This window comes from Oceanobacillus jordanicus (assembly GCF_022095695.1).
GTDB classification, from domain to species: Bacteria; Bacillota; Bacilli; order Bacillales; family Amphibacillaceae; genus Oceanobacillus_B; species Oceanobacillus_B jordanicus.
On record NZ_JAIFZM010000010.1, the window covers coordinates 16392 to 37197 of the forward strand.

The following is a 20806-nucleotide window of genomic DNA, read 5'->3' on the forward strand; positions in this document are numbered from 1 at the left end:
AGTTAGGTGAAAAAATAGTATAAAATTTAAAAGGCCGGGACATAACGTCCCGGCCTTTTATAAACGCAAACAATAATAAACAAACTGCTTAATTACCGCTCCGGAAAATACTACGCGTTCCGTGGGCACGGCCTTAGTCTCGGGCCAACAGGATGTTGGTCACGAAGGCGTTGCCACAGGACGTGGCGATCTTAGCCTTTGATCCTTCTCTATCTTGCGGGGCCTTCGGACTCGTGCTGTTCCCACTGGACAAGTAAGGCTTCGTCAGCGATTCATCGCACGCAGAAAATGCGATTGCATTTTCAAGGAGTCTCCGCATTTTTCCTTCGCTAAAGTGTGATTCAGATACCAAGAAAATAAAGGCTATCGGATGTATTCGAACTTTTTCTGCAATAATCCGATGGAATGTCAGGTTTTTTCTTGTTTAATTTTCTTGTGCCTCATTATATGTTCTCATATATTTCAACTAAAGAGGAGTAGTGATTTCTTTAGAAATTATTCTTCCTCTACTTTTGCTTTTTGGACTAATGCTTCAGGGATCATTTCAAAGCCCTCAATCATTGTGTTCTCTTCCAATTCGATCATAAGACTTAGTTTTCCATCAAAATGAATTTGCTTCACAAATCGTAAGTCTTCTGGGCTTACTTTTATGTCTGCCACTTTCGTCTTAATCTTAATGGATTTTTTATTGTATTTTGGAATGATACTACTTGCTTTTAACTCATATTTTTCATCGTCAATCACTGTCTTAAACGCAGTTTCAACCTTTTCTGTATCAACGTCCTCTATCCCACTGCTTTTCAGAACACTTTCCACATCTTTATAATCCAACCTTGGTATATCATCTTCTTCATGCTCTTCAATTACCCGATGAATTTCATCATACACATTAGAAAGCGTGGACGTATTAATTTGATCTCCGCTAACCTTTTTGACAATCTCCTCGAATACTACCTTATCATCTTCTGCTGTCATCGTTTCTTCCGCATTCAAAACTTCCTCAATAAAATGGTAATTCAGTTCATATGCTTTTCCAGCAGAGTAAAGAACATGGTTTACATCCGCTACGTTCTCTGTAAAGGTTGGAAATAAAAAGCCGGAAATCGGCGCCTTAAGATTAATAACAGGGTCCACCACGATGTTATATTTAAATTCCTTTTCTACATAGTCAAACAACAGCTCTTTTTTGGGATCCTGTGTTTTATTCATACTACATAAAATAAACTTATTGGAGTAAACTGCATCTCGGGAGCTTTCTTCTGTATCTTCATTGCTTCGTTTCATCGGCTTCATATATTCACCTTGTATAAAAGTAACCACAATATCCATTTCATATTGCTTATCCTTTAACATTTTTTCCACAAGACGCAACATTTGGCCTTTCCATTCTTCCGTATCATTACTCAATATTCCTTGATGCAAGATAAGCTGGCTACTATCCTCTACATCACGTTGAAATTTCAATTCAAATAATTTCTCATCAAGCTGTCCTGTTAGCACTTTTTTAAAATTGGTCATAAATAAATCTTTTTGTTCCTCTTCAAGTAAGTCGAAGGGCACACTCTGATGATGATAGATTTCACTCGATTCTTTCATGATATATACGTTAAAGATATCGTTTATTTTCAACAAATCGTTATTTATTTTAAACTGCTTTCGAATATTTGCGATGTCTTTTTTGTTCAACTTCATTCCACTCCTAAATTGGACTACGAATATATATTCTTCGTTCATCCATTCTATCATTTTCCATTTAGGTTATATAGATAAATATTTTTAAATGAAAGTTGAAAAATCTCTGTACAATATTAATTGTGTGTTGCAAAAGAGAACGGTTCTTCAGCCACTATGATACTATCAGCTAATTTTATAAAGTGAAACTTCAATCAGTGGGGTTTTCGTTCTTCCCAACTGATTTGTTAGTTGAACGAATCGGAGCGTTAGCGTCTGTTACTCCCACTTAACTTCACTGTTTCACTTCATATTTTGAAGTGGGGTTCTTACGGACGCTTGCACCGCGATAAATTCCTTCACATCATTCATACACAGCTCCATCCCTTTTTCCCAAAATGACTCGGAAGTAATATCTTCTCCGAGGTGTTTCATCACTAGTTCTTCCGTTGACATACTTCCGGAATCACGAAGGAATGCAAGATAATCTTTTTCGAATCCTCTTCCTTTTTCTTTTGCCTTTGCATAAATACTCAAGGAAAGTAGGTATCCAAATGTATATGGAAAGTTATAAAATGGAGATTTGGTAATATAGAAATGTGGCGTCCAAACCCATGAGTGAACAGGGATATGACCAAGTGAACCATTATATCCTATATCCATAGACTCTTTCATTAATGTATTCAAACGAGTTGTTGAAACAAACCCCTGCTTTCTTTCCTCATAAAATTTCTTTTCAAATAGGAACCTTGCATTTATATTCATAAAGTTCATTACGCTTCTCTTTAATTTTTCATCTAATAAGAGTAGTTTATCTTTTTTTGTAGTTGCCTGATCTATTGCCGCATCTAATACGATCATCTCCAAAAAAGTAGAAGCTGTTTCTGCGAGACTCATAGGATATTGCTTGTTAATACTATCAACATCCTTCATGGCATGATTATGAAAGGCATGTCCAAGTTCATGTGTAAGAGTTAGCAAGTCCTTTATCGTTCCTGAATAAGTCATGTAAACTCTGGATTCACCTGTTTGTGGGAAACCTATACAGAATGGGACTGCTGATTTATTTGGACGATTTTCAGATTCCACCCACCCCTTTTCAAATGCATTAGAAATAAAGCTTGCTAATTCTGGACCAAATTGGCTTAGATGACTTGTCACAAATTTCACAGCCTTATCGTAGTCAATATGCTGATCACTATTTGTAATGGGAGCCCAGAAATGATAGGAATTGAGTTTCGCTTCCCCTAAAATCTCAGCCTTTCCATTTAGATATTCAGTAAATGCATTTTTATGTTTATCCACTGCTCCCCACATTACTTCTAGGGTCTCCTCTTTTATTCTGTTATTTAACAAGGGTTCTTCTAAAATATTTTCAACTCCTTTGTTCTTATACACTTGTAATCGGAAACCAGCAATGTGATTTAGAATCTGTGCAAACAATCCCTCTTTTTCTTTCCAAACATTTTCTAATGCCTCATGAGAAGCTTTGCGTACTTCCGCATTTGGGTCTGCCCTTAAATTTATAGCCTGACCAACTGATAATGTATTTTCCTTTCCATTAATTGATACTTTAACTTTTATGCTACTCATCAGCGTTTTGTAAAACGAATACCAAGCGTGATAACCATCTATCATTAAATCAGATATTAGCCGCTCCTCTCTTTCAGATAGTTGTAACCTACCTTTTTGTCGCCATTCATTTAATATATATTTATAATTACTTAATATCTCTGTATCCAACATTTCATTCCATAACTTCTCTTCTATTTGTTGAAGGAGTTGCTGTGTTCTTTTGACACTTGTTTCAAAACTAGCATTAAGATAACCTACTTTATCCTCCAGTGTAGAAGCTTTTTGATCTTTTGGATTTTGTGCCAGTAGGCATACGACAAAAGATTTGGCTTGTAATACGTTCATTTCAATTTCACTAATCAATCTAATTAACTCTGTTACCTCTACTGGTTCAGCAATACATTTCGAACTTACAAAACTACCAACTTTACTGTTAAAATCTTTTATCTTTCTTTCTGTATTTCGTAGATGTTCAACTAATTGTGGTGACTCACTCTCGCCCGGAAATATGGAGTCTAAGTCCCATACTTCACGATAAACACCATTTTTCATATTTCTCCCTCCATCCACCTATCTACATTCACAACAGCAATTACTAGCTGACAATTCAAATAATTATATATCCTCATCTTACATGAAACCGTCACCTAACAAAATACTATTTGAGCTTTGTGTGCTAATAGAGCATCCAAATATTTTCCTTTTTCCCTCAAAAGTTTTGAAGGTTATATTTGAAAGTTCTATAATGAATACTAGGTTCGAAATATTTTTACATATCAAGGAGGAACAGTTTATGCCAACAAAGGACAATGCAACTGAATCTACCATTACTGAGGATATCTCTGCAAGACGAGCAGCACTTGATGCTAGATTTAATAAATGGCCACGTAATACGATTTCCACACACTTTTATCAAGCCAGTTCTACATATCCTGAAAGAATGTATATTCAAACAGATAACGATTCGATTACCTATAAAGAAACATGGAAACTCGCCAAGAACTATGCTAAAGCGTTGATCAATCTTGGTGTAAGGCGTCGGGACCATGTTGCGATTCTAATGGAAAATGACGTCGTATATCCTGCTCTCATGATTGCATGTTCAATGGTAGGCGCTGTGTTTATCCCAATAAATACCATGTTAAGCAAAAACGAATTAAAATACATACTTACACAATCTGATGCACGCTATTTAATCATGCATCAAGCGACAAAAAATAATCCCCTTGCTGACTCTATAACTGCTTTATTAAATGAAGAATATTTTAAAGAAGAGACTCTGCTTCAAGAAATCATTTGTTTACCGAATCATAATGAGTTATTGGACGAGCGCTTTCTTCCATGGGAGAAATTTTGTAAGAAAGCTGAATTAATTACAGATGAGAAATGGCAAGAAAGATGGAATGCGTCCCGTTACCCTGATGAAGTAGGTGCAATCATATATACTTCTGGATCTACTGGTACACCTAAAGGAGTAATGCTTACAGATGACATGCTGCTCAGGTCTTCCTACAGCACGTGTATGAGCAGGGCAATTGAGGATGGGCGTGTAACGTTTGCGCCACTTCCATTTTATCATTGCTACAACCTGATAGAAGGGATCTTTGCTATGTCCTTTGTTGGTGGCTTATTGGTCGCACCACGTTCTTTTTCGCCACTGTCTGCTATGGAAATGATAGAAAAATATCAAGCAAATGACTTTCTACTTGTTCCAACCATGCTTGTTCCATTTTTGAATCATCCAAAGCTCACAGAATATGATCTGTCCAGTCTTTTTGCGATGTGGTGTGGTGCGGCACCTGCTCCTATCCCAGTATGGAAAAAGGCAATCGAATTACTTGGTCTGACAGAAATCATTACTGGCTACGGGCAGTCCGAAGTAGCATCTTCTGGTGTAACGACAGAGCTTGGTATTTCTCTTGAAACACTTACAACAAGAGTTGGCCGGCCGAAGCTTGGTGGTGTGAGTGGTCTTCCAGAATTCAATGGCAGCAATGTAGAGTACAAAACGGTAGATATCGAAACGAGAGAAACTCTACCCCATGGAAGTGTTGGAGAACTTGCCGTACGTGGTGCGACAGTTAGTCACGGTTACTATAAAAAGCCGGAAGAAACCGCAAAAGTTATCGATAAAGATGGTTGGTTACTAACAGGTGACGTAGGTCGACTAGATGAAAATGGTTATATTGAGCTAATTGGACGAACGAAGGATATTTACAAAGTATCGGGGGAATTAGTTTCCCCTCGTGAAGTGGAAGAGGCCATTTCCAAGCATCCAATGGTCGACCAGGTTGCTGTTATCGGTGTACCGGATTCTTTAACAACAGAAGCTGGTGCCGCGTTCATTGAATTAAAAGCCGGTGAAGATTGTAAGCGAAAAGATATTTTGAGCTGGTGCACTGATTATCTCGCTCGGTTCAAGGTGCCTCGCCATATCTGGTTTATAGAATCATCAGAATGGCCATTAACGAGTACTGGAAAGGTGCAAAAATTCCGTTTAAAGGAAATTGCCGAAGAAAGATTGGCGACAAGAAATAAATAATTTCTAGAGTTCAAAAATAGGGAGATGCATGTAAATGAAGGCTTGGCATAAGGAAGTAATACGTGTTCATTATAAAGATACGGATCAAATGGGCGTTGTCCATCACGGTAACTATGTAAACTTGTTTGAAATAGGTCGAACCGAATGGATGCGACATGCAGGTATTCCGTACAGCAAAATGGAGGACATGGGACTTTTATTGCCTGTAATGGATCTGAATATAAACTATCAAAAATCCGCTCGATATGATGATCTTCTTGTCATCTATACGAAAGTAAGTAATTTTTCAAAAGTACGCCTGCAGTTTGATTATGAGGCAAGGCTTATCCCAAACAATGATTCTCAAGGAGAGATAGCCGATACACCAACTGGAGAGTTGCTCGCACAAGGTTCCACTGTCCATATGTGGGTCACACGTGATTGGAAGCCCGCCCGGATAGATCGCTTTGCACCAGAAGTATATGCGCTATTTCAAGAAGCGTAATTATTTTAATAGAGAGGAGCATGACTATGAATGAATCGATGCCAATAGCTGTAACGGGAATGGGAACGGTGAGCCCTTACGGTGTTGGACTGTCTACGTTTTGGGACAATTTAATTGCGAATAAATCTGCTGTTAAAGAGGTTGAAGATGAACAACTGCACCAGTGGGCTCCCGTTGGTGCGCGGGTTCAAGATTTCAATCCTGCCGAATATCTACCAAAGAAGCTAGTTAAAAATACGGATCGTTTTACCCAACTTGCACTTATTGCAGCAACAGAGGCTTTGTCTAATGCTGGTATTCTTGGAGAGGATGGCGAAACAATTGCACCCAGTATTGATCCAGAACGGATCGGCACCTCTATTGGATCAGCTTTTGGGGGTATTCAGTCATTAGAGGAAGGGTCCGAAAAATTAGCTACAGGAAAAGCCTCGCGTGTCGGCCCTCGGCTCATTTCCAAATGCATTCCAAATGCTGCTGCAGCCACTATTGCAAAGCACTATGGTTTACGCGGTCCTTCAAGTACTCATGTAACAGCCTGTGCAGCATCAGCGCATGCGATTGGTGAGTCTACTTTCTGGTTTTGGCGTGATGATGTGGATTTCGTACTCGCTGGCGGAGCTGATTGCCTCTGGTCACCTGTTTTCCTATCAGGTTTACGTGATATGGGGGCGCTCGCAACAGAAGGCCCAGAAGACAAAACGACCTGGTCACGTCCTTTTGATCAAGATAGAACGGGAATGTTAATGGGGGAAGGATCAGCGTTATTTGTGCTTGAACCACTAGAAAAGGCAAAAGCACGCGGTGCCCATATTCATGCCATTTTAGGCGGGTATGGCTCGTCAAATGATGCCTACCACGATACAGCACCACATCCTGATGGCACAGGTGCCGCGCTCGCGATGAAACGTGCACTGCGTTCAGCTAATTTGGGTCCCACTGACATTGAATATGTTAATGCTCATGCTACATCAACTAAAGTCGGAGACATTGCTGAAACGAAGGCATTGCAAAGTTTATTTGGGAAACAATTGGATGCTATCCCTGTAAGTTCGATAAAAGGTGCGGTTGGCCATCTGCTTGGAGCTGCTGGCGCAATCGAAAGCATCGCTAGCATAAAAGCAATGGAAACAGGAATTATTCCCCCCACCCTCCATTGCAAAAATCGGGATGAGCTCGCCCCAATGGATGTCGTACCAAACCAAAGTCGTAAACAGCAGATTAAAACAGTACTAAGCAACTCATTTGGCTTCGGTGGGCAAAACGGCACATTGATATGGAAGGCATATAATGCTGAGGAGCAGGGTTAATCCCTGCTCTCTTGCATATTCTAAAACGAAAACGTAGTAGGAGGTATTAACATGTCAACTGATAAACTTATTCTCGGTTCTTCTTCCCCTAGAAGACAGGAGTTGCTAAAACAAGTAAACCTCCCCTTCTCTGTTCGTACACCAGATATTGATGAATCACAAATTACAACAAATAATCCAATCGAGAAGGTAGAACAACTAGCAATACGAAAAAGCCAAGCTATCCCTTTATTAGATGAAAAAGAAGTGATCTTAACAGCAGATACAGTCGTTTCCTATAAGCAACAAATCTTTGAGAAGCCAAAGAACAAAAAAGCTGCTATTCAAATGATTTCGGACTTAAGTGGAGAAATGCATGAGGTCTATACTGGTGTACAGATACGTTCTTCAAAACAGGAGCTTGTTTTTGTAGAACGAGCAGAGGTAGAATTTTGGTCATTGTCAGAGGAAGAAATAAACTGGTATGTATCAACGCCTGATCCCTACGATAAAGCTGGCGCTTACGGGATACAGAGCCTTGGAGCAGCGCTTGTCAAAAGAATTAATGGTGACTACGCAACAATTGTCGGGCTACCTATTTCGAAGGTAGTACGAGAATTAAGGCAGTTTTCCATTTTTCCGTATTAAAAAAGGGCCGCCTTTGGACAAGCCCATATTTGCGATAAGCTTATAATGCGTGTTCAAAAAGGAGGATCTAAAGGACCGAGAAGTTCGAGGCGGCGTAGCTTTGAGTACCGGAACGTATGCAATTAATACGTGAGGAACGGAAAAGCAAGCCAACGAGCTTCCACAGGATGTGGTGACTTCGACGTTCGACACAGGACGTGTCGGAATTTAGTCGAAGGTCATCAGTACCGATGTGTCATTTTTACCGGATTTTTTTAACAACCTCTTATAATATGAATCCATTTATAAGCTTATCCCCTATATCGCATGCCCAGTCCTTTTAAAAAGTTCCTTGCATACCTATCTCCACATCTTCTGTAATTGCTGTGGCCTTCTTTTCGAAGCAATGCACTTAACTCTCCTTTAGAGACGTTAACCCCTACTACTTCCCAAATTGCTAACATATCCTCAGTTGTTAGCTGCAACGCTATCTTTAACTTTTTCAGCATAACATTATTAACACTGCCACTGTTTTTTATCATCATAGGCGGACGTTCAGGCTGGCCAGGTTTAGGTTCTTGTTTTCCTCTTTTATGTACAATAAGACCATTAAAAAAAGACTCCAGCATTGTATTATCACATGGAAGCTCATACTCATTTTCATCATCACTTAAGCTATCATTTAACCTGCTGAGCATTTCCTGTACATCTTCTTTTGTAACTTCCACTTCTCCTAATTGAAATATCTTAACCATATCCTCATCTTTTATATCAAGTGCATATCTTAAACGAACAAGGATATCATTATTGTTCATATCCATCGCCATTCCTCCTAATAGTCGGGTTAAATAACTAGTTTACCACGTAACGGAAAGGTTTTACAGTATGGCTGGATGATTGGACTTATGTCTGATAAAGGCGAATATGAAACTGCCACGTGAACCTTTTAAAGTGGCGTAGCTTTGCCTTGTTGTGACGCGACTTTCTCTCTTTCTGGCGCGACTCTGTCCTGATGTGACGCGGCTTTGTCTCATTCTGACGCGACTCCGCCTTGGTGCGGCGCGATATTCACTCTTTCTGACGCGACCCTGCCTTGTTGCGACGCAGCACTCCCATAAGCTAACGCGACTCTACTTCCCAATAACGTGCGCTCCAAAATACATATGAAAGGGAGGAGCCATCACAAGGGTCCTCCCTAAGCTTACAAGCTAATCTTAAACTTCTCCTTCTTCTAATGGTGCGAGGGAGTCCATATGGCTGGCGATCATAGCGATAATGGTGCTAGCTTCATCCTTGCTAAAAATAAAATGAGATTCATCTTTAATCAAATCGTCGTCTTCTGTCCAAATACGGTTTGTTCGCTTAAGTACTCCATCTCCAGTTTCTCCTACAACTCCAAACTGGTAGGAAATCTCTACCTCATCCTCGTCATAGTACGCCGTAACCTCAGGAGTTTCCCATTCCACATCGATTTCCTCAAAGTATATTTCATCCGTTTCTTCTTCATCGTCCATAATATAACCTGAGTCGTCTGTTTCAATAAAATCCGCTTCAATGTACTCGTGGAAGCTCTCATGAACAGCATCCATGATATCGTCAATATCTTCAAGCACTACTTTACTCGTCAATCCATATTCCGGGTCTATCGTTTGAATATAGAACTCTTCATTATATGGATCGAAGAATAATGTACAGAAGTAATCAATGTCCTCTTCCCCACTATAAGTGAAAAAGTCTAAACGAGGATGTTTGGCACCGCGCTCAATAGACATTCTTCCATTCTCATCGTACTTTTCACATATCGAATTAAGATTATCCTGCAATTCCACACATACCCTATCAAACCATTCCATGTGCATAGAGATTCCCACCTTTTTATTGGATTCCTCTTTAGTATGAACGGATATCCAAAAATATCTCCATGAATCAACAGGTAAATTTTGCGATATTATTATTTCACTAAAAAAATCACTATAATTAATATAGCAAACCCACTTAATAAAAATAAAAAACCCCCAGTAAGAAATGTTTTCTCTCCTTACCAGGGGACTTTTAATCCTTTATAAACCCTATATAATGAAGTACGAATCATAGAGCTAAAATGGAAAACTCTAGCTTGCTAGCGTCATCCTATAGCTCTTTAATTGCTTCTTTAATCGTCTTACCACCATTCACAATTTGGAACTCTTTTCCGATCGTATTCTTATCTTCTAGGCATGCTTCAATAACTTTGGCAACATCTTCTCTGGAAATTTGCCCACGTCCCACATCCATACCTGCTTCAATTTTACCAGTTCCTTCTTCATTTGTAAGTCCACCAGGATGGATAATGGTATAATCCAAATCGGTTGCACGTAACCATTCATCTGCATAATGTTTGGCTGCAACATATGGAGCAAAGGAAGAAGGTGCTTCCTGAATGGCTTCCCGTCTTGTATCAAAGGAACTAATCATGATAAATCGCTTCACACCGGCCTTCTTGGCAGCTTCTATTGTTTTGACTGCACCATCCAAATCAACCATAATAGTTTTGTCTTTCCCTGTTTTCGGTCCAGATCCGGCGGTAAATACAACTGCATCTACATCCTCAGCAGCTTTTGCAATCGAATCAATATCTTCCTCCAAGTCAACTATTGCTGTTTCTGCATTTCGTTCTACAAAATAAGTTGCCTGCTCCTTTTTACGGATCATTGCTTTTGCTTCAAGTTGATCATTTCCTTGAATAAATGTGACAAGATGCTTACCAATTTGGCCATTTGCCCCAACTACTAATGTTTTCAATGCCAACACCCTTTCTAAGATTATGAGTTATGTTACCTCTATTGTGCCCCTTTCCCTTTCTGTAAATCAATTATGCTGTTTGATCGTACTATGCTATGATAAAACAGAACCCAATAAAGGATTCTGTTCTTAAGTTATTTTGCAGTATAGCCGCCATCTACGAGAATGGTGGTTCCTGTAACAAAATCATTTTCAGCTAAAAACACGAAAGCATGTGCAACTTCTTCTGGGTTTCCTAGTCTTCCAATTGGATGTTTATCCACAAGACCATCATAAAAATCACCCAAAGATTCTTTATTTACAAGGCCTGATTCGATAAACCCTGGTGCCACGGCATTTACACGGATGTTCTGATCAGCATACTCCAGCGCTAGTGATTTCGTTATTTGATTGACAGCACCTTTGGATGCGGCATATGCCATTGAAGTTGGTTCACCAACCGAGCCTAAAATAGAAGAAGTGCTTAGAACGACACCGCCGCCTGTTTTTATCATTTCGCGTATTGCGTATTTCGCTCCATAAAAAACACCATCCTGGTTAACTGAAATAACTCGTTTGTATTCTTCTTCGGTAACCTCATGAGTTGGTTTCTGGATACCAATACCAGCGTTATTAACAATAATATCTACTCTGCTAAAATGTTCTACCGTTTTAGCCACCATGCTTTCAACAGATTCTTCATTTCCAGAATCTACTTTTACAAAATACATATTGTCTGAATATGTTTGTTTTAATTCATTTTCAGCAGCTAGTCCACCTTCTTCATTGAAATCAGCAATAACAACCTTCGCACCCTTTGCTAGAAAAGCTTCAACAGTTGCTAAACCAATACCAGATGCTCCACCTGTAACAATTGCAACTTTATTTGTTAAATCTGTCATATTATCTTCCTCCTCTTATTATAGGAAAAGTTATACCCATGCATCTTATTATGCTCACTTTTGTATTCTTCCCTTATAAGATTTGAAAGAAACACGAGGGTTTCTTTGTCACTCCATTATCGTCCTATCCAGCCATTCATTCACTAATTTCTGGAATAGATCTGCTTGTTCAATTTGTACATAATGTCCTGCTTGTTCCAGTACATTATAAGATGCCTTCTGGTAGCGATCTAGAATTTGAAAAGCATCTTTAAATCCGACCACTACATCTTGTTTTCCAAAAATAAACGTACTTGGTTTATCAAAACTATCTTCTTCTAGCATTGTGGACAATCCATAATGCTGTTCAATTTTTGCAAGAAAGTCGTTATCAGCACAAATGATCCCCACATAAACTTCATCCCGGTAACGAACCCAATTCTTTTTATTCAACACAACGTTCTCTGAGCGAAAGGCTTCTTTTTCGCGTGGAGTCAATTTTGATAGTAATCCATCATCCTCATATAGAATAGTATGAGCGGGTAAAGTCCTTTCTCCTTTTTCAGGAATAATGACGGGACAAAGCAAGCATAGCCCATGTACAAGCTCTCGCTGGGCATCTACAATGCCACAGGCTAGGTATCCACCATACGATTCTCCCATAAGTAGGTACTGCTGATTAGGAATAATCTTTTGGATAAAATCTAAGACAGTCTCCAATATGTCATCCGCATTTTCTACTTGATGGTATTCCACTGTCTTCCCCATACCAGGTAGATCAAAATAGATCCTTTTGAACCCAGATCTCTCCAGAAAGATCGGTTCCATACAACCTTTCATAAGTCGGTGATCAACACCAAAACCATGTATCATGATTATGGGGATACCATCTCCAATCATCTCATAGTAGATTGATGCTTTCGTTACACTACAATATGGCATAGGACGCCTCCCTTATTTTTAAATAGTTATATGTAACAAGACTACTAACGCTTTTTCATAAAGGGAAACTTCATGTTTTAAGTGGGTTTGCAACGGGATAAATTAGAGAATAATCTCCTTTAATTACAATATCCATGTATTCTAGCCCTTTTTTCTTGTATAGTTAGAATAATTAAGAAAAAATGATGACTTTGGAGGATATTTAATGAGAAAAATTATCTTATCGACAGAAAGCGGAGCCGATTTACCAGCAGATTTAGCTGCAGCCCACAATATTCAAGTTGTCCCAATGCACGTCATCATGGATGGGAAGGACTATCTAGATGGTTCTTTACCTGTACAAGACATATATGATTATTATGATCGTACCAAAAAAATACCTTCCACAACATCCACAAATGCACATGAATACGAAGAATTCTTTTCAAAGATAAATAAAGACCATCCTGATTGCATGATTGTCCATATCGGCTATACATCCAAAGCCTCTTCCTCTTTCCAACATGCAGTGATAGCTTCAGAAGAATTTGATAATCTCATCCTCATTGACGCTTTAAATGTCACAGGTGGGCTAACAGCCATCGTTATGTTCGCTGCCCAACTGTTAGAAAAAGAACCAGGAATAGAGCCAACTTCACTTGTACAAAAAATTGAAACCATCATACCGAAATCCAAGCTTGCTTTCGTACCTGGCAGCTTAGACTTTTTACGAGCAGGTGGACGCGTAAGTAATGTGGCTTATCTTGGAGGTGCCTTGCTAAAATTAAAGCCCAGAATAGAACTAATTGATGGCCACCTTGTGTCCAATAAAAAATATCGTGGAAAAATGAGCAGTGTTGCAGAAAAATTCATCCGAGAATACTTCAATCAATACGATATTAACAGAGAGCAATTATATCTAATTTACTCTATCGGTCTTGGAGAAGATATTAAAAATAGAATGGAAGAAATTGCAACCGAACATGGCTTCAAGAATATAACTTGGATGCAAGCTGGTGCAATGATATCCACCCATTCTGGCCCTGGTGGTTTTGGAGTAGCGGGGATAGAAGCATAAAGGACATTAACACAAAATAAGTGTGCGTTTATTGGTTAAAGCAATTTAAATAGTTCTAAACAAAAAGAAGTAACCGCCCCTTCAACCAGTGCGATTACTTCTTTTTAAATAACTATCTATGTTCAACCGCTCTTTATGCGGATGGGAAGTACCCTCTACCTCCCACAGCATTTCTTATACTTTTTTCCACTTCCACATGGGCATGGTTCATTTCTGCCAACTTTCTTATTTTCTGTGGGTATTGGCGAATTCTTTTTAGCTTTCACCAAGGGATGTAGTTCAGATTCACTTTTTTCTCTTATCTCTATTGGCGAAAAGCCTTTTAGGAACCACTGTTTCGTGTTATTCATTAAGTTTACAACATAATCTGTTAACTGTTGGACGCTCTCCATGCTTTCAAGTTCTATTACCTTACTCAAATAATCTATAACCTCCCCTAGCTCATCGCCAATTAGCGTTGCATATACACACTCTTCTACAATTTCGTCAGCTTCCTCTTTATCCATTTCATAATTTCGGGTTAGGTACTGGACCAAATGCATATAACTTTGGTTTCTTTCTAAATAATCAGGTTTACCAGCACGGAGTAATTGTTCTTTTGTATAGGGGAAGAATTGCAAATTATTTCTCTGTTTATGTTCCAGTTTCACTTTTTTTGGATTAATCACTCTCCAATGAGAGAACCCTTCCCGATCACTATACATTTCCTCTTGGTACACATTAGCTTCATAAATGACTTCAAAATAATCCTTAAGGTCGAGTTGCTCTTTCGTATAGGTTTCTAGCATTTTTTCTAATTGTGTGACACTCAATGTTCCATAATAATATAAAAGGCCCCTTGTCAGCTTAATCCAATCGGTATTTCTTTTGACTATAGACCTTACTTGTAAATTATTATTCAGCTTCAAAATTGGGGCCACCAGCTCTTCTGGTAATGATAATATCTTTTCCCCTTGATATATCCCTGAGTACACTAAACCAGTTGCTCGCAGGTAGATAATTTGTTCTATTTCTAAATCTGGAGCTGGAATAGAACCGCCTTTACGCGCGATCTTAACTAGTAGACCAAACCGCTCTTCATCAAAACGCAGGCAAGTCGTTTCCAGCAATTCTGGAATCTTTTCTTGATAAAAGGAAATAAGCTCTTCTTTTCTTAAGTTACTAATTCCTTTTAACTGTAAATGTCTTCTTATATTATCTAACTCATTTTTCTTATATCTGCTGAGCCCCTCTTTTAGTGAAAAGGGTATCTCTAATTCACTCCAATATTTCTTATATTCCTTTACTGCCAAATCTTTTTGCGCCTCTGTTAATCCGCTTAAAGCGTTTCTCAATGTATCTTCCAATTCCTGATTTATTTTATTACTCACTTTTAAAAGACTCCCTTTCTAGGCAGGGGCAAATTATATCTGATTAAACCTCAAGCCATTTAATATTTCATCATCTGCTTTTATAACATTTTTAAGGATAACCTAGAAAGTAACAAGCATGAAGATACTACTAATCTCTCTAATTATCTTCTACACATTCTATAATTCCATTGTATTGTATTTCGGTATATTATTCATTACATACACCAAATTTCATACAAAATCGACAGAATATACATATAATATGCTACAATAGTAATAGATTTTTTCCAAAAAGGGGCAGCTCCAAATGGTCGAAAAAGTAAAAGATACATTTCTTAAGTTTACAGAATTAAAGGAACAAAAAGGTATTAAGCTACTGGGAAACTTCCTATTAGTTCTATCCGTTATTGTCATGGGACTAATAATATGTACAGTAGTCTATTTTTTTGTTGCTGATTTTTTATACAATAATTAAATAAAAGGTTCATCTACAAATTAACCCGAAACTACATGGTTGACTTAATACCCGTTCGTGTATATTATAGATATTGTAAGTCTACGATTAAGGAGTACAATTTTATTATGAAATTTTCAAAGGCTACAAACTACGCTTTGCATACAATGCTATTCCTAGTTAAAGCAGAAACGGATAAACCGATTGGTGTTCAGCAATTAGCTGAATCTCAAGATGTTTCTCCCACATACCTTTCCAAGATATTAACAAAACTTGTAAAAGCACGCTTGATTGATTCGATCTCAGGTGCACAGGGAGGATATAAATTATCCCGGAATAGAGATGAGATTAATTTCTTAGACATTATTCATGCAATAGAGGGAACAGCTTCCTTATTTGAATGTGACTTTCACCACAATAACGGATGCCTCATCCAAGCTGAAATTAAGAATGCTGAGGAAAAAATGAATGAGCATCTTAGGAAAACAAAATTGATTGATTTGGTAAAAAAGGAACTGCGTTTATCATAACTTCATTTCCGTTATGGTAAACATATTTTTAAGCGCATTACAGATATTAAGAGTCTTTAATATCTTCCTGGGTGGTGGTGTCTTATATAGTAAAGGATGTTTTTTTATGCAAATTATAGATATCAACAGTCTTTAATATCTTTCAAAGGAGATGACATAAATGAGATATGATTGCGTCATAATTGGTGGAGGGCCAGCTGGGTTGAATGCTGCACTAGTACTAGGAAGAGCAAGGCGCAGCGTGGCTTTAATTGATGGTAACAAACCGAGAAATGCAGTAACGCACGCTTCACATGGGTTTATTACAAGAGACGGTGTAACACCAACTGAATTTCGTACAATAGCAGCAAATGAATTATTACGATACCCTACCATTGACCATTTACAAGCAGAGGTATCTTCTGTTGAAAAAGTGGATGCTGGATTTGAGGTTCGAGATTCTTCTGGCTTTGTTTATAAAGCAAGAAAAGTCATCTTGGCTACAGGGGTAAGCGAAATCTTTCCTAAAATTGAAGGATTCTATTCCTTTTACGGTAAAAGTTTATTCGTATGCCCCTATTGCGACGGCTGGGAGCATCGTGATCAGCCGTTAGTTATCGTATCTGAATCACCTCACGTATTTCATTATGCAAAAACAATCTACAATTGGAGTAAGGACTTAGTTGTTTGTACAAATGGTCATGCTCTCCTGGATGATGAACAAAAGGAGAAATTGGAAGCAAAAGGAATTAAGATAATGGAACAAGCTGTTTCCTCTTTTCTTGGACAAAGTGGCCAGCTTGAAAAGGTTCGCTTCAAAAATGGAACAGAAATAAAGCGAAGGGCTGGCTTTGTCATGTCAGAAATGGTGCCTAATATACAACTCGTTGAAAACTTAGGCTGTGAAAAGGAGCAATCAGGCACATTAAAAACCGATGATTTTGGTCGTACTTCGATAAAAGATTTATATATTGCCGGGGATGCCTCCTATGTGAATCCATCTCAATTAATCTTTGCTGCAGCAGATGGTAGTCGAACAGCAGCTGCTGTAAATATGGATTTAACAGAAGAAGATTTTTAGCTTATGAGATAGACTTTAATCAAGAACGAATAGGAGGAAGTAATGTGGAACAAAATGTTTTTGAACAGCTAGCAAAGAGATATGATTCAGAAGAAAGAATAGAATTAGCAAACGTAATTGTGAAAGAAGTGAAATCAGAATTACCAAACAGTAAATCAAAGTCTCTTCTGGACTATGGTAGCGGTACTGGTCTCGTTAGTTTAGAATTAATCGATTTAGTGGATTCTGTCGTTTTAGTCGACTCATCTAAACAAATGACGGACGTTGCGCAAGCGAAAATTAACAAAAGGGGTATTAACAATGCAACAGCAGTTTACTCAAATTTCACTCAAGAAACTCCTACACTTAAGGCAGACATCATTCTAACATCTCTTGTCCTTCTTCATATCCCGGATACGAAGAAAATCTTACAACAGCTGTTCCAGGTTTTAAATAGTGGTGGCAAGTTAATCATTGTTGATTTTGACAAAAACGATAAAATAAGTCATCCAAAAGTACACAACGGTTTTACTCATGAAGAAATGAAAAATTACTTAACAGAAGTTGGCTTTAGATCAACTCAAATCAAGACATTTCATCATGGAACACGGATTTTTATGAATCAAGATGCTTCCATGTTTATCTCAAGTAGCATAAAGTAATAAAAGTATAAAGCGGACTCTAGCACCTAATAAGAAAAGCCACTAATATTCAAAGTGACTTAAATAATTATTGCTAAAGCAATTTATATACAGTTTATTTATAGTAAAGCCAGCAATCTTTTGTTGCGGAGTAGAAGTGCACGTTCTGCACCAGCCAATGCTCCAATTCCCGCGATTAAGATATTTTCAATATAATTGAAATTAATTGGAGATACAAATGTTCCAAAGTTATCTGAAACCCAAGGAATTTGAGTAATACCTTCCATTATTTGAGGAAGACCTAGAATTGCAGTTAATAATAAAAGGCAGATTGAAGTACACCCTACTAACTTACTCAGTGTAGGGTGTTTTTTCTCTAGCCTTAAGCGTAATCCTCTAACTGAATTATTAGCCGGGTGCAAAGGATATTCTTTTCCTTCATTATCAACATAGTGCATTCTCTTAATTCCATAGGAGCCTGAAGAAACTTCAATTACACCATCATCTATAGAGAAAGTAGCCGGAAGTTTTGAGTAAGCAACTTGTTTTCCAGCACGGTACAATTCAGCTCTTGGTTCTTCAACAAAATATGGATAATTTATAGCATAATCAACTAACTCACCTTTGTCATTCTTAATTTTTATATAAAATACAGTTCGAGTAAATATATGCCATTTCTTATAATCTTTTAACTTCTCACCGTTTCCTTCCTTAACTTTATTTAACTGTCTACGTCTTTTATTAGAACGTAACATATACATACATCCTCTCCTTACTTAAGATTCTTATTAGAAGTTAATACGGGACCGGTATGGCGTGTTTTATACCATATACATATACTTATCAGAATACTAGCAGCCGAGGGGATGAATATAATCCAGGTCCCTTCCATTCCATCTGTTCGGTCTACATCAGCTAACAAATCAGTTCGTAACACTGTAGCGAGGATATAAGTAAGAGAATTATTAAGTGCATGAATTACTACTGCATACTCTAACCCACCAGTTCGCCACGTCATTATTGCGAAAGAAATACCAAGCATAATGTAATGTAGGTTGAACCAAATGTCAGCTGATAAATGAATAGAGGCAAACAATAAACTAGAAACAGTTATTCCAACAACAAGAGATATTTTAGGGTTTTTAAACCAACTGGAGGAAATTTGAAAAACAAGTCCACGAAACCCATACTCTTCTCCGGCAATTTGAAGTGGCACCAGTAATATACTTAAAGCAAGGATTAGTAATAAGTCATTCGTAGTCCATTCCGTTACAGTGTAGGGAGCGAAGTAGTTTAGTGTTACAATACATACAGTCATAATAGGGAGTGTGACTAATATTGCACGCCCAAAAAGTTCTGCACGAAATGAAGAAAGAACTGAATGCAATATATTACCTTTCATACCGTAAAGCCATCGTTGTAATACCATGCTCCAAGGAATGAGCAGACCAACTGCAAGAAAATTACTCGCCATATAAATAGGGGTATAATCTGTTCCGCCATTTACAGGGCTAGTACGTCCAAACACACGACTGTCAATCTCACCGCCGATTAGCGAGAAACCTAAAATGAAGATAAACATTCCACCGATGAGAAGGATAAAAGCTATTACACCACGTAAGAATTGTGGTTTATTGCTTACCATAACACGGTGATACGGTACTCCACTTGGAACCTCTCTGTTTGATTTTTTCATAATTAATTGACCATCCTTTTAACACTCTTAATTACCTTTTCCGTATATGCTTCAAGATTTAATTCATCATTAGTTTTTAATATTGAGCCAGAGACAGCTCCTCGAACGATAACTGCAATAACTTTTGGATCAATATCAACAAATTCTTTAGCCGATACACCGTTGCGTAGTATTTCATCTAACAGATCATCTAATGCGTCTTTTTCGTCAATATCCACTAGATAATATGGAATATTTTCAGGAGTTCGAGCATTAAATACAATCTCCAGTAATGCAATATTATTGTCACGATATGCCGCCTGATAAGCTAAGCTCGCTTTAATATACGTAATTAATTTATTCATGTTTGATTTTTCTTTTTCAACTCTTTCCTGGATAAAAGCTCGTTCTTCTAACACAAGATATCTTAACGTGTTTTGCATAAGATCTTCTTTTCCAGAAAAATGATACGAAATAAGACCCGTACTAATATTTATATTTTGAGCTATTTTCGATAGCGTTGTTTTTACGTATCCTATTTCTGTCAGCACACTTATGGCGGAATTAATAATTTGTTTTTTTCGTTCATCCGTTTCTATATAATCTCTACTATTCATTTTATTTCCTCCCAAGACGCTCTTAATTTAATTGATCAGTCAATCAAATTCATTTTATATCTAGATATGAATTGTGTCAAATTATATTAGATCTAATAATAGTGACTCTAATGCCGTGAATTAGCAACTCATTCCTTATCCACGGCATCTTCAAAAACAATTTCTAATAATGCAATCAACACTGCAACGATAATCTCTGTTTTAATTGAAAGTGTAATGCTACTCATGAACTCATCCACTGTATAAAGGACTAACCAATTGGATGTGAATTCAATACAAACTCGAATAACCATTACTTTAGATTTCCCTTTTATGTATAGCGTTGTCAGCTTGAAAATAGCTTTAGAAAAAATTTCAACAATAATCCCAAGAAAATAGAAACTGATAACAAATAATAACAGTGACCAAACCGTATCGTACTCCACACAAAGTAGATTGAAGACACCCGCGATTCCAAAAAAGTAAACCCCCACTACAAAACCAACCAAAAAAATAATAAAGATTGATATTCCAACAATTGACGCCATTTTTTCTTTCCAATTCATATCACGAAATGGACTCACCTCTGCCTTCTTAAATATAAAGTTTCTAAAAAGCTGCCTTTATTATCATACATATAAGAGCGACAGAAAATTTCATATGCTGACGCCCTTGCATTTGATTGGGCACACAT

Annotated in this window: 21 protein-coding genes; 9 read left to right on the forward strand and 12 right to left on the reverse strand. The window is 37.7% G+C overall.

Annotated elements, in window-relative coordinates; all coding sequences use genetic code 11:
* Positions 1 to 495: 495 nt before the first annotated feature.
* On the reverse strand, positions 496 to 1686 hold the full coding sequence (locus K3T81_RS12380; protein WP_238020374.1) for a DUF4317 domain-containing protein: 1191 nt from the start codon (positions 1684 to 1686) through the stop codon (positions 496 to 498).
* A 288-nt stretch (positions 1687 to 1974) separates the two neighbouring features.
* Positions 1975 to 3798, reverse strand: a complete 1824-nt coding sequence (locus K3T81_RS12385; protein ID WP_238020375.1) for a M3 family oligoendopeptidase — start codon at positions 3796 to 3798, stop codon at positions 1975 to 1977.
* 241 nt (positions 3799 to 4039) lie between these two features.
* Between K3T81_RS12385 and K3T81_RS12390 the strand changes: the two genes are divergently transcribed.
* The 4 genes from K3T81_RS12390 to K3T81_RS12405 are packed head-to-tail and all read left to right on the forward strand — an operon-like array spanning position 4040 to position 8206.
* Positions 4040 to 5788, forward strand: a complete 1749-nt coding sequence (locus K3T81_RS12390; protein WP_238020376.1) for a class I adenylate-forming enzyme family protein — start codon at positions 4040 to 4042, stop codon at positions 5786 to 5788.
* 34 nt (positions 5789 to 5822) lie between these two features.
* The gene (locus K3T81_RS12395; RefSeq protein ID WP_161465007.1) at positions 5823 to 6272 is read left to right on the forward strand and encodes an acyl-CoA thioesterase; all 450 of its coding nucleotides are present in this window, start codon (positions 5823 to 5825) and stop codon (positions 6270 to 6272) included.
* 26 nt (positions 6273 to 6298) lie between these two features.
* Positions 6299 to 7579: a beta-ketoacyl-[acyl-carrier-protein] synthase family protein gene (locus K3T81_RS12400; protein ID WP_238020377.1), complete on the forward strand. Its 1281-nt coding sequence runs from the start codon at positions 6299 to 6301 to the stop codon at positions 7577 to 7579.
* Between the two features lie 51 nt (positions 7580 to 7630).
* On the forward strand, positions 7631 to 8206 hold the full coding sequence (locus K3T81_RS12405) for a Maf family protein (protein ID WP_238020378.1): 576 nt from the start codon (positions 7631 to 7633) through the stop codon (positions 8204 to 8206).
* Positions 8207 to 8496: 290 nt separating this feature from the next.
* Here the strand turns inward: K3T81_RS12405 and K3T81_RS12410 are convergent, their stop codons facing one another.
* The 5 genes from K3T81_RS12410 to K3T81_RS12430 all read right to left on the reverse strand — a co-directional run bounded on the left by K3T81_RS12410 (position 8497) and on the right by K3T81_RS12430 (position 12768).
* The gene (locus K3T81_RS12410; RefSeq protein WP_238020379.1) at positions 8497 to 9006 is read right to left on the reverse strand and encodes a YehS family protein; all 510 of its coding nucleotides are present in this window, start codon (positions 9004 to 9006) and stop codon (positions 8497 to 8499) included.
* A gap of 393 nt (positions 9007 to 9399) precedes the next feature.
* On the reverse strand, positions 9400 to 10044 hold the full coding sequence (locus tag K3T81_RS12415) for a hypothetical protein (RefSeq protein ID WP_238020380.1): 645 nt from the start codon (positions 10042 to 10044) through the stop codon (positions 9400 to 9402).
* Between the two features lie 271 nt (positions 10045 to 10315).
* Positions 10316 to 10966 carry an SDR family oxidoreductase gene (locus K3T81_RS12420; RefSeq protein ID WP_238020381.1) on the reverse strand — a complete coding sequence of 217 codons (651 nt, stop codon included), beginning with the start codon at positions 10964 to 10966 and terminating at the stop codon, positions 10316 to 10318.
* 134 nt (positions 10967 to 11100) lie between these two features.
* Entirely contained in the window at positions 11101 to 11847 is a 747-nt protein-coding gene (locus K3T81_RS12425) for an SDR family NAD(P)-dependent oxidoreductase (RefSeq protein WP_238020382.1), read from the reverse strand.
* Positions 11848 to 11955: 108 nt separating this feature from the next.
* On the reverse strand, positions 11956 to 12768 hold the full coding sequence (locus tag K3T81_RS12430; RefSeq protein ID WP_238020383.1) for an alpha/beta fold hydrolase: 813 nt from the start codon (positions 12766 to 12768) through the stop codon (positions 11956 to 11958).
* 205 nt (positions 12769 to 12973) lie between these two features.
* Between K3T81_RS12430 and K3T81_RS12435 the strand changes: the two genes are divergently transcribed.
* Complete coding sequence (locus tag K3T81_RS12435) at positions 12974 to 13825, forward strand: DegV family protein (protein ID WP_238020384.1); 852 nt, start codon at positions 12974 to 12976, stop codon at positions 13823 to 13825.
* Between the two features lie 155 nt (positions 13826 to 13980).
* On the opposite strand, the gene K3T81_RS19495 is transcribed toward K3T81_RS12435, so the two are convergent.
* On the reverse strand, positions 13981 to 15195 hold the full coding sequence (locus tag K3T81_RS19495) for a YecA family protein (RefSeq protein ID WP_338044648.1): 1215 nt from the start codon (positions 15193 to 15195) through the stop codon (positions 13981 to 13983).
* A 289-nt stretch (positions 15196 to 15484) separates the two neighbouring features.
* Between K3T81_RS19495 and K3T81_RS12445 the strand changes: the two genes are divergently transcribed.
* The 4 genes from K3T81_RS12445 to K3T81_RS12460 all read left to right on the forward strand — a co-directional run bounded on the left by K3T81_RS12445 (position 15485) and on the right by K3T81_RS12460 (position 17862).
* The gene (locus K3T81_RS12445) at positions 15485 to 15652 is read left to right on the forward strand and encodes a hypothetical protein (protein ID WP_238020385.1); all 168 of its coding nucleotides are present in this window, start codon (positions 15485 to 15487) and stop codon (positions 15650 to 15652) included.
* A 107-nt stretch (positions 15653 to 15759) separates the two neighbouring features.
* The gene (locus tag K3T81_RS12450; protein ID WP_238020386.1) at positions 15760 to 16161 is read left to right on the forward strand and encodes an Rrf2 family transcriptional regulator; all 402 of its coding nucleotides are present in this window, start codon (positions 15760 to 15762) and stop codon (positions 16159 to 16161) included.
* Positions 16162 to 16321: 160 nt separating this feature from the next.
* Positions 16322 to 17221, forward strand: a complete 900-nt coding sequence (locus K3T81_RS12455) for an NAD(P)/FAD-dependent oxidoreductase (RefSeq protein ID WP_238020387.1) — start codon at positions 16322 to 16324, stop codon at positions 17219 to 17221.
* A gap of 44 nt (positions 17222 to 17265) precedes the next feature.
* On the forward strand, positions 17266 to 17862 hold the full coding sequence (locus K3T81_RS12460; protein WP_238020388.1) for a class I SAM-dependent methyltransferase: 597 nt from the start codon (positions 17266 to 17268) through the stop codon (positions 17860 to 17862).
* Positions 17863 to 17960: 98 nt separating this feature from the next.
* On the opposite strand, the gene K3T81_RS12465 is transcribed toward K3T81_RS12460, so the two are convergent.
* The 4 genes from K3T81_RS12465 to K3T81_RS12480 all read right to left on the reverse strand — a co-directional run bounded on the left by K3T81_RS12465 (position 17961) and on the right by K3T81_RS12480 (position 20696).
* Positions 17961 to 18596, reverse strand: coding sequence for a hypothetical protein (locus K3T81_RS12465; protein ID WP_238020389.1), 636 nt, complete (start codon positions 18594 to 18596; stop codon positions 17961 to 17963).
* Between the two features lie 17 nt (positions 18597 to 18613).
* On the reverse strand, positions 18614 to 19537 hold the full coding sequence (locus tag K3T81_RS12470) for a CPBP family intramembrane glutamic endopeptidase (protein WP_238020390.1): 924 nt from the start codon (positions 19535 to 19537) through the stop codon (positions 18614 to 18616).
* A gap of 2 nt (positions 19538 to 19539) precedes the next feature.
* Positions 19540 to 20133 carry a TetR/AcrR family transcriptional regulator gene (locus tag K3T81_RS12475; RefSeq protein WP_238020391.1) on the reverse strand — a complete coding sequence of 198 codons (594 nt, stop codon included), beginning with the start codon at positions 20131 to 20133 and terminating at the stop codon, positions 19540 to 19542.
* Positions 20134 to 20261: 128 nt separating this feature from the next.
* The gene (locus K3T81_RS12480) at positions 20262 to 20696 is read right to left on the reverse strand and encodes a regulatory YrvL family protein (protein WP_238020392.1); all 435 of its coding nucleotides are present in this window, start codon (positions 20694 to 20696) and stop codon (positions 20262 to 20264) included.
* Between the last annotated feature and the right edge of the window lie 110 nt (positions 20697 to 20806).

Coding starts and splice junctions, on each gene's coding strand:
- K3T81_RS12465 (WP_238020389.1), bottom strand. CDS start 18,596: ATGTTACGTTCTAATAAAAGACGTAGACAGTTAAATAAAGTTAAGGAA.
- K3T81_RS12445 (WP_238020385.1), top strand. CDS start 15,485: ATGGTCGAAAAAGTAAAAGATACATTTCTTAAGTTTACAGAATTAAAG.
- K3T81_RS12405 (WP_238020378.1), top strand. CDS start 7,631: ATGTCAACTGATAAACTTATTCTCGGTTCTTCTTCCCCTAGAAGACAG.
- K3T81_RS12450 (WP_238020386.1), top strand. CDS start 15,760: ATGAAATTTTCAAAGGCTACAAACTACGCTTTGCATACAATGCTATTC.
- K3T81_RS12455 (WP_238020387.1), top strand. CDS start 16,322: ATGAGATATGATTGCGTCATAATTGGTGGAGGGCCAGCTGGGTTGAAT.
- K3T81_RS12475 (WP_238020391.1), bottom strand. CDS start 20,133: ATGAATAGTAGAGATTATATAGAAACGGATGAACGAAAAAAACAAATT.
- K3T81_RS12385 (WP_238020375.1), bottom strand. CDS start 3,798: ATGAAAAATGGTGTTTATCGTGAAGTATGGGACTTAGACTCCATATTT.
- K3T81_RS12430 (WP_238020383.1), bottom strand. CDS start 12,768: ATGCCATATTGTAGTGTAACGAAAGCATCAATCTACTATGAGATGATT.
- K3T81_RS12390 (WP_238020376.1), top strand. CDS start 4,040: ATGCCAACAAAGGACAATGCAACTGAATCTACCATTACTGAGGATATC.
- K3T81_RS12395 (WP_161465007.1), top strand. CDS start 5,823: ATGAAGGCTTGGCATAAGGAAGTAATACGTGTTCATTATAAAGATACG.
- K3T81_RS12400 (WP_238020377.1), top strand. CDS start 6,299: ATGAATGAATCGATGCCAATAGCTGTAACGGGAATGGGAACGGTGAGC.
- K3T81_RS12410 (WP_238020379.1), bottom strand. CDS start 9,006: ATGGATATGAACAATAATGATATCCTTGTTCGTTTAAGATATGCACTT.
- K3T81_RS12435 (WP_238020384.1), top strand. CDS start 12,974: ATGAGAAAAATTATCTTATCGACAGAAAGCGGAGCCGATTTACCAGCA.
- K3T81_RS12425 (WP_238020382.1), bottom strand. CDS start 11,847: ATGACAGATTTAACAAATAAAGTTGCAATTGTTACAGGTGGAGCATCT.
- K3T81_RS12470 (WP_238020390.1), bottom strand. CDS start 19,537: ATGAAAAAATCAAACAGAGAGGTTCCAAGTGGAGTACCGTATCACCGT.
- K3T81_RS12415 (WP_238020380.1), bottom strand. CDS start 10,044: ATGCACATGGAATGGTTTGATAGGGTATGTGTGGAATTGCAGGATAAT.